This window comes from Clostridium sp. LY3-2, assembly GCF_024705715.1.
Classification (GTDB): Bacteria; Bacillota; Clostridia; order Clostridiales; family Clostridiaceae; genus Clostridium.
Genome location: NZ_JAMDLQ010000039.1, coordinates 94181 through 102163, shown reverse-complemented (window position 1 = coordinate 102163; position 7983 = coordinate 94181). Strand labels below are relative to the sequence as shown.

The following is a 7983-nucleotide window of genomic DNA, read 5'->3' as shown; positions in this document are numbered from 1 at the left end:
CAAAAGGAGACACAGGGGCAACAGGTCCACAAGGATTAACAGGAGCACAAGGTCCACAAGGTGAAAATGGAGAAACAGGACCACAAGGACCAGTAGGGCCAAAAGGAGATACAGGATCTACAGGACCAAAGGGAGATACAGGAGAAACAGGGCCACAAGGACCGGTAGGACCACAAGGGCCAGCAGGACCACAAGGAGCACAGGGGCTTACAGGACTTACAGGACCACAAGGACCAGTAGGGCCAAAAGGTGATACAGGAGAGGCTGGTCAAAGAGGAGATACAGGACTTACAGGACCACAAGGACCAGTAGGGCCACAAGGGCCAGCAGGACCACAAGGACCACAAGGATTAACAGGGGAGCAAGGTCCAAAGGGAGATACAGGATCTACAGGTCCACAAGGGTTAACAGGAGCACAAGGACCACAAGGACTAACAGGAGCTCAAGGACCACAAGGAGACCCAGGAGTTCAAGGACCAAAGGGAGATACAGGTGATGTAGGACCACAAGGACCGGTAGGACCACAGGGAACACAAGGAGCAACAGGACCACAAGGACCTATAGGGCCAGCAGGGCCAACAGGAATGACAGGACCACAAGGACCAGCAGGACCACAAGGGCCTCCAGGTTGTTGTGGTAGTGGAGAACAAGGGCCTCCAGGACCACAAGGACCAGCAGGACCAGCTGGAGCAGCAGGACCACAAGGATTACCAGGTGGAAATATATGTCCTTGCGAAATTTCTTTAAGTAAAGTTGCTCAATTAATTTTAGATCAAAAAATTCCTATCACAGTAAATGTTGATAGCGGATCAGTTACAAATATTCCAGATGCAACTGCTAAAACAGTAACAGGTATAAGTCATGGAACAGTATACTTTGAAAATAATGTTATAGTTCCTATCTGTAATGTTGAAAGTTATAATATTGAATTTGCAACAGTGACTGCTAGAGATGCATTTTTAGAGAGCGTAGAGATTGTTCTAGATTATACTTTATGTTGCTGCTGTGGATGCCCTGATACTTGCAATGTAAATCAATACGGTGAATGCATTCCTACAGGAAATATTAAGTGTGATTACAAATATCAAAGCATCGGAACTTGCAAAGCTACAGGATGTGATTGTGATGATGATAAAACAACAGGTTGTTGCTCATTTACAGGTCAGTTAATTGATGTTTGTCAATATGTAAGTAATGGATCAGATAGATTAAGATATATCTTTAATGAACAAAAATTGTTAGGTAGGGTTGTAGATACTTTATCAACATCTGTTCAAGATTTTATAACAACAGGAGATCCTATTTATATAGGACCTACTGGATTATCAACAGTTGTTTTATATTATGGAAATAATGTAAGAGTATTATGCTTAAATTCAGTAACATCAATGAGTTTTAAAACTGCTCCTTAGAAATAAGGGTATAACTAAGTTTTAGATTTAGTTATAATTTAAAAAAGACCCTAGAGATTTACATCTGTAGGGTCTAATTATATTTAAAAATAAATTTTATCTGCTATGTCTATTTTTAATGTGTTTCCACTTTTTGTTAAATTTATCTTGTTTTCTTTTTTTAAATAGTAAGTAAATAATTAAAGATATTACTACTAAAGAGATAAAAGAAATAATTAAAGTTTTAGCATTTCTAGAACTGAAATCTTTAACCTTGTCTAAGGTATCAACATCCCTATATTCAGCGCTTACTAAATCTATTGTTTTAATCTTTTTTCCGTCTATGTAAAGATCTGCTGTAGTAACTTTTTCGCCTTTTAAATAAGATTTACTTTTAAAATTATCTGGAAGAGTATATTTTAATTCTTTAGATAATTTATTAACTTCGTTTTTAGGAACAGAGTCATAAACATCTTCTGAAACTGTTAAAGGGAAAGTTTCATCATTAGAAATTTTAACATTTTCAACTATTTCGCCTTTTTTATATATATCTACATTAGAAAAATTATCAAATCCATAGTCTAAAAGTTTTGCCATATCTTTAAAGTTCTTGTCTTTATCTTCTGCTTTCATAAAGGCTGCAACTAATCTTCTTCCGTCTTTTTCACCAGAAATTACAAAGGTATGTCTTGAAACATCAGTATAGCCACTCTTTCCTGCTAAAGCGTATTTGTAATAATATTTAGAATTAGGATTTATAAGGTGGTTATGGTTGTTACACCATCTTTTATAACCGTCTAAATTACTTTTTGGAAGTTCTACTGAAATTAACCTAGAGATTCTAACAAAGTTTGGGTCTTTTATAGCTTCTTTAAGTATTAGCGCCATATCGTGTGCTGTAGAGGTATGCTTTGGATTTGGAAGTCCACTTGCATTTACAAAATTACTATTGTTTGCACCTATTGATTTAGCCTTTTCGTTCATAAGGCGAGTAAAATTCTCCTCGCTTCCAGCTACATGTTCTGCAAGGGCTAAAGCACAGTCATTACCAGATTCTAAAAGAAGACCTGTTAAAAGAGTTTCTACTGTGAATTTTTCACCTTCTTTTAAGCCTATAGAACTACCGTCAGCAAAGGGCGGATTTTTACCTACAGTTACAACGTCAGATAGTTTTGTGTTTTCAAGTACTACTAAAGCGGTTAAAACTTTTGTTGTAGATGCTGGAAAATGTTTATCTTCACCTTTTTTAGAATAAAGTATATCTCCTGTATCAGCATCAATAAGTATAGCTGATTCAGCGTTTATCTTAGGCGGTTTTTCTTCTGCACTTGCACTAATTGCAAAAATATTAGTGAAGATAAAAAGAAATGTCATTAGTTTTAAGGTCTTAAAAAATAAGTTCTTCATGTCTATCTCCCAAAAATTTAAGTTTATTTTTTAATATTAACAAACTTTTAAATACTTTTCCACATTTTAAGCATAATTTTGCATAAAAGTGAGAATAATTAATAAAAAAATTAAAAAGGGGAATAACTATGCATAAAAATAAAAAATTGATAGGTATAATTGCCATTTTGTTAATACTTGGAGTTGTTTTTGGGGCTTTGTATTACCGAGATAAAAAGAGTTTTGAAGGGGTAAGTAGTAGTGAAGAAATCTTTGTAGAAGAGAAGAAAGATGAAAGTAAAAAGGTAGATTCTAAGGAAGACTCGAGCGAAGAAAAGATAGAACTTAAAGATAAAAGCCTTGCAGTTCATATTGATGGAGAAATTAAAAATCCTGGGGTATATAAAATGCAAGCTGATAGTATTTTAGAAGATTTAGTAAAGACTGCTGGAGGCTTTACTAATAGTGCTGATACTTTAAGTGTAAATTTAGCAGAACTTTTAAAAGATAATCAAAAAATAATAATTCCAAAAGAATTATCAAAAAAAGAAAAAGAAGAGCTTTTAAAATCTAATGGAAATAGTATAGAGACTAAAGGTGCTACGCCGCAAAATTCAAATAGTGAAGATAAAAAAATTAACATAAACACAGCAACAGCAGAAGAACTGGATGCTTTGCCTGGGGTAGGCCCTTCAAGAGCGAATGATATTATAGCGTATAGGGATTCAAACGGAGGTTTTAGTAGTATTGAAGATTTAAAAAACGTAAGTGGGATAGGCGATAAAACTTTTGAAAAGCTTAAAGATTCTATTTGTAATTAATTTGTTTTGAGTTTTATAATACTTATTGTAAAATAGAGATAGAACCTTATGCACCGAGAAAGGATGGTAAGTAAGTATGGTAAAATTAACAAGTTATGCTAAAACGGCTGGTTGAGCAGCTAAAATAGAGCCGGGGGCTCTTTCAGATATATTAAATAGTATACCTAAGATGGTAGATTCTAATCTATTAGTAGGTATAGATACCTCAGATGATGGGGCAGTATATAAATTAAGTGATGATATAGCACTTATTCAAACTTTAGACTTTTTCACGCCTGTAGTTGATGATCCTTATATCTTCGGTCAAATAGCTGCAGCAAATTCTCTAAGTGATGTTTATGCAATGGGAGGAATTCCAAAGGTTGCATTAAATATAGTATGTTTCCCTAATTGTTTAGATAGAAGTATACTTGGAGAAATACTTAGAGGCGGCGCTGATAAAGTATTAGAATCAGGGGCTGTAGTTATCGGAGGACATTCAGTTCAAGATGATGAACCAAAATACGGTCTTTCAGTATCAGGAGTAGTTCACCCTGAAAAAATATTAAAAAACTGTGGTTCTAAAAAAGATGACGTATTAATTATTACAAAGCCTTTAGGAGTTGGAATTATTAATACTGCAAACAAAGGTGAAATGGCTTCTAAAGAGGCTATGGATGAAGCTGTTAAGTGGATGAAAATGCTTAATAAATACGCAGGTGAAATAATTATTAAGTATGATATAACAGCTTGTACTGATATTACTGGATTTGGACTTATGGGACACTTAAACGAAATGGCAGAAGGTTCAAATGTAACTTTTGAAATATTTAAAGATAGTATACCTTATATAAAAGAAGCTAAAGAGTACGCAAATATGGGCTTAGTACCAGCTGGCGCATATCAAAATAAAGCTTACATAAAAGATATATATAAGTTAGAAGAAGTAGAAAGTTATTTAGAGGATATTTTATTTGATCCTCAAACATCAGGTGGTCTCGTAGTTTCATGTAGCGAAAAAGTAGCGAGCGAAATGCTTAAAGAGTTTAGAGAAAAAGATGTTAAGGCTTGGGTTATAGGAAAAGTTAAGGAAAAAGAAGACTTTAATTTAATCGTTAAATAGCCTTAGGGAGGAGTTTTATGGAACTATTAAGAAAGTTACCTAAGATTAATGAACTTTTAGAAGAAGATATAGTTAAATCTTATTTAAAGGTATATTCTAGGGATATAGTAGTTGAAAAGCTTAGACTCTCCATAGACATTTTAAGAAAAAGAATTTTGAAAATGGAGGATATGTCCTCCATTTTTTCTTTAAAAGAGGAGAGTCTTAAGATTTTTAAAGATAATATAGACCTTTTAGATAAGAAAAATTTAAAAAGAGTAGTAAATGGTACTGGGATTGTTATTCATACAAACCTTGGAAGGTCATTATTATCTAGTAGTAGCCTAGAGGCTATTATTGATGTATCTAAATATTATTCAAACCTAGAATTTAACTTAAAAGAAGGAAAAAGAGGAAGTAGATACGATTCTGTTATAGAGGAATTAAAATATCTAACTTCAGCTGAAGATGCCTTAGTTGTAAATAATAATGCTTCGGCAGTACTTTTAGTTTTAAGTGCATTAGCTAAAGGAAAAGAAGCTATTATTTCAAGAGGTGAGTTAGTTGAAATAGGAGGTTCTTTTAGAATACCTGATATTTTAGAATTAAGCGGAGGTATTTTAAAAGAAGTTGGAACTACAAATAGAACACATATTTTTGATTATGAAAACGCAATAAATGAAAATACAGGTATTATTTTAAAAGTACATACTTCAAATTATAGAGTTTTAGGTTTTACAAAAGAAGTTAAATCAGATGTATTAAGTGAAATTTCTAGAAAAAATAATATCCCCCTTGTTGAAGATTTAGGGAGTGGTCTTATAGATAAGTTAAATATTCCTAAAATAGAAGAAGAAAAGACTGTAAAGGAATGTATAAATAGTGGAGTTAATATTGTTACATTTAGTGGAGATAAGCTTTTAGGTGGCCCTCAATGCGGAATTATCGTAGGAGATAAAAGATATATAGAAAAAATTAAAAAGCATCAATTAAACAGAGCTTTAAGAGTAGATAAATTCACTTTAGCTTCATTAGAAGCAACCTTAAAAGAATATATAAAAGGAAATTATAAAAATATTCCTACTATAAACCTTTTAGAATTACCTTTAGAAGAAATAGAAAAAAAAGCAGATAAGTTAAAAGATATATTAGAAAATTTAAACTTAGATTTAAAAATTTCTAAATCTTTAGAAAAATCTTTAGTCGGAGGGGGTTCTCTTCCAACACTAGAGTTAGAAACTTTTGTTTTAAAGATAAGAAGTGAAAAAATAAAAGAACACGAAATAGATGAATTGCTTAGAAGAGAAGATATACCAGTAATTGGAAGAGTTTCTAAGGGAGATTTTATAATAGATTTAAGGTGCATTTTAGAAGATGATTACAAAGTTATAGAAAAAGCATTTAAAAACATAGGAGAAACATTATGAAAACACTTATAGTTGGAACTTGCGGGCATATAGACCACGGCAAAACTTCACTTATAAAAGCTTTAACTGGAGTAGATGCAGATAGATTAAAAGAAGAAAAGGCACGTGGAATCACTATAGATTTAGGTTATGCAGATTATATTTTGCCTTCAAAAAACAGAGTAGCCTTTGTTGACGTTCCAGGTCATGAAAAGTTTGTTAAAAATATGATAGCTGGAATAACTGGCGTTAGTTTAGCTATGATTATAATTTCAGCAGAGGATGGAATTATGCCACAAACAATAGAACATTTTGGAATAATTAAAGGGTTAGCTATAGAAAAATGCGTAGTGGTTATAACAAAGTGTGATAAATCAAACGATGAAGTTATAGAACTTATCTACGAAGAAGTTAAAGAACTTTTAAAAGGAAGCCCTTTTGAAAATTCTAAAATAATAAAAACATCAGCTAAAACTAAAGAAGGAATAAAAGATTTAATAGATTATTTTGAAGAAGAGATAAAATCATCTAAATCAGAACTAGATGAAGATGTTTTTAGAATGAATATAGATAGAGTCTTTACTATAAATGGTGCTGGAACTGTAGTAACAGGAACTATTATAGAAGGGGAAGTAAATTTAGGAGATAACTTATTTTTATACCCTGAAAATATAGAAGTAAAGGCAAGAGGAATACAAGGGTATGGTGAAAACACTAAAAAGTTAACTAAAGGAAACAGGTGCGCAATCAATTTAAGCGGAGTCTCAAAAGAAGAGATAAAAAGAGGGGATGTTTTAAGCTTAGATAAAAATTTAAAAACATCTTTTATTGTAGATTGCAAGTTAAACATTGATGACTCTTTAGATAAAAAGATTAAAGACAGGCAAAGAGTTCGTTTTTACGTAGGAACTAAAGAAGTAATAGGAAGAATTCATTTATTAAATGATGACTACATTCAAGTAAGATTAGAAGAAGAAATAATATCTAAAAAGGGTGATAACTACTATATAAGAAATTTTTCGCCTATTTATAATATTGGCGGTGGAAAAATAATAGAGCCTAATGCTAAAAAGGCAAAGGGAGATAAAGAAAAGTATTTAGATTCTCTAAAATTAAAGGAAAAAGGCTCATTAGAAGAGAATATTTTAAAAGAATTATTAGATATTGAATTTCTATTTAAAGAAGATTTAATTAAAAAATTTAATTCAAAAGAAGAGATAGAAAAAGCTTTAGAAAAATTAGTTCATAAAGATTTAGTAGTTATATTAAGTAAAAGTAATAAAAATATTATATTTAGCAGGAAAAGATTAGATAAAATAGAAAGTGAAGCCTTTAGTATAATAAAGGAATATCATAAAAAGAATCCTTTAGACAAAGGTATATCTAAAGAGGAACTTAGAAAAAAGTTAACTAAAAAAGAAATAAACAAAAATGATTTTAATATTTTTATAGATTATTTAAGTGAAAATTTAATAGAATCTTCAAGTGGTATAATTTATTTAAAAGACTTTAAAAAGAGACTTAGCTTAAATCAAAAGAATTTTAAAAAAGAGTTATTAGAAGAACTAGATAAAGGGTTTGTACCTTTAAATTTGAATGAGTTATATACTAAGCATAATATAAAAGAAGAGGATAAAAATAAATTATTAAATTACTTAAATGAAGAGAATGAATTAATATTATTAAACGACGGTGTTATACTAAGTAAAGATACTTTTAATTTTGGAATAGATGAAATATACAAACACTTTAGGAAAAATAAAACATTATCACTAGGTGAATGCAGAGATATCTTAAAAACAAATAGAAAAATTGCCTTATCTTTTTTAGAAGAACTAGATAATAGAAAGATAACAAAGAGAGGCGAAAAAGACAGAGTTTTGTTGTAAGGAAGGCTA

5 protein-coding genes and 1 pseudogene are annotated in these 7983 nt (G+C 31.2%); 5 read left to right on the top strand and 1 reads right to left on the bottom strand.

The window, feature by feature from the left end:
- Positions 1-1412: pseudogene (locus M4I33_RS12805) on the top strand (hypothetical protein); the annotation flags it as partial.
- 96 nt (positions 1413-1508) lie between these two features.
- Here the strand turns inward: M4I33_RS12805 and M4I33_RS12800 are convergent.
- A complete protein-coding gene (locus M4I33_RS12800) occupies positions 1509-2798 on the bottom strand; it encodes a D-alanyl-D-alanine carboxypeptidase family protein (RefSeq protein WP_257917161.1) in 1290 nt (429 codons plus the stop codon).
- A gap of 128 nt (positions 2799-2926) precedes the next feature.
- Between M4I33_RS12800 and M4I33_RS12795 the strand changes: the two genes are divergently transcribed.
- From M4I33_RS12795 to selB, 4 genes are all read left to right on the top strand, one after another.
- A complete protein-coding gene (locus M4I33_RS12795; protein ID WP_257917160.1) occupies positions 2927-3598 on the top strand; it encodes a helix-hairpin-helix domain-containing protein in 672 nt (223 codons plus the stop codon).
- A gap of 76 nt (positions 3599-3674) precedes the next feature.
- Positions 3675-4700: a selenide, water dikinase SelD gene (gene selD / locus M4I33_RS12790; RefSeq protein ID WP_257917159.1), complete on the top strand. Its 1026-nt coding sequence runs from the start codon at positions 3675-3677 to the stop codon at positions 4698-4700.
- 17 nt (positions 4701-4717) lie between these two features.
- Positions 4718-6106, top strand: a complete 1389-nt coding sequence (gene selA / locus M4I33_RS12785) for an L-seryl-tRNA(Sec) selenium transferase (RefSeq protein ID WP_257917158.1) — start codon at positions 4718-4720, stop codon at positions 6104-6106.
- Positions 6103-7974 carry a selenocysteine-specific translation elongation factor gene (selB, locus tag M4I33_RS12780; RefSeq protein WP_257917157.1) on the top strand — a complete coding sequence of 624 codons (1872 nt, stop codon included), beginning with the start codon at positions 6103-6105 and terminating at the stop codon, positions 7972-7974. The genes selA and selB overlap by 4 nt, the downstream gene beginning before the upstream one ends.
- Positions 7975-7983 lie beyond the last annotated feature (9 nt).

Bases quoted from the DNA above. Each gene is read 5' to 3' on its own strand.
- M4I33_RS12800 (WP_257917161.1), bottom strand. From the start codon at position 2,798: ATGAAGAACTTATTTTTTAAGACCTTAAAACTAATGACATTTCTTTTT.
- M4I33_RS12795 (WP_257917160.1), top strand. From the start codon at position 2,927: ATGCATAAAAATAAAAAATTGATAGGTATAATTGCCATTTTGTTAATA.
- selA (WP_257917158.1), top strand. From the start codon at position 4,718: ATGGAACTATTAAGAAAGTTACCTAAGATTAATGAACTTTTAGAAGAA.
- selB (WP_257917157.1), top strand. From the start codon at position 6,103: ATGAAAACACTTATAGTTGGAACTTGCGGGCATATAGACCACGGCAAA.